Origin of the sequence: Amycolatopsis sp. SID8362 (assembly GCF_010550475.1) — a bacterium.
In the GTDB taxonomy this organism is placed as follows: Bacteria; Actinomycetota; Actinomycetes; order Mycobacteriales; family Pseudonocardiaceae; genus Amycolatopsis; species Amycolatopsis eburnea.
The window spans coordinates 1-599 of sequence record NZ_JAAGNB010000762.1; the positions used below are offsets into that span (position 1 = coordinate 1).

Annotated in this window: 1 protein-coding gene; it reads left to right on the forward strand. The window is 75.5% G+C overall.

Annotated elements, in window-relative coordinates:
- Positions 1-6 precede the first annotated feature (6 nt).
- A partial coding sequence (locus G3I65_RS23555) for a M20/M25/M40 family metallo-hydrolase (RefSeq protein WP_160698030.1) occupies positions 7-599 on the forward strand: 593 nt, incomplete at its 3' end.

Consider the following 599-nt stretch of genomic DNA (forward strand, 5'->3'; position numbering starts at 1 on the left):
GCATCTATGGCTGACGTCGTCGAGCTGTGCGCGGACCTGATCCGGTTCGACACGACCAACCGCGGCGGCAACGACGCCGAGCCCGAGCGGCCCGCCGCCGAGTACGTCGCCGCGTTCCTCGACGGGCTCGGGATCCCGGCCCGGATCCTCGAGGCGGCACCCGGGCGGGCCAGCGTGATCGCCCGTGTGCCGGGCACGGACCCGTCGCTACCGGCGCTGCTGGTGCAGGGGCACCTCGACGTCGTCCCGGCGGACGCGGCGGACTGGTCGGTGCACCCGTTCGCCGGCGAGGTGCGCGACGGGTACCTGTGGGGCCGCGGCGCGACCGACATGAAGGACTTCGTGGCGATGGTGCTCGCCGCGCTCGCCGGCGGCGTCCGGCCGCGGCGCGAGCTGGTGCTGGCGTTCGTCGCCGACGAGGAGGACCGCGGCGAGTGGGGCGCGCACTGGCTGGTCGCCGAGCACCCGGAGCTGTTCGAAGGCTGCGTCGCGGCGATCAGCGAGTCGGGCGGCTACACCTACCACGTGCCGGCCGCCGACGGCCGCGACGTGCACCTGTACCCGGTGGGCACGGCCGAGCGCGGCACCGCCCACCTGCG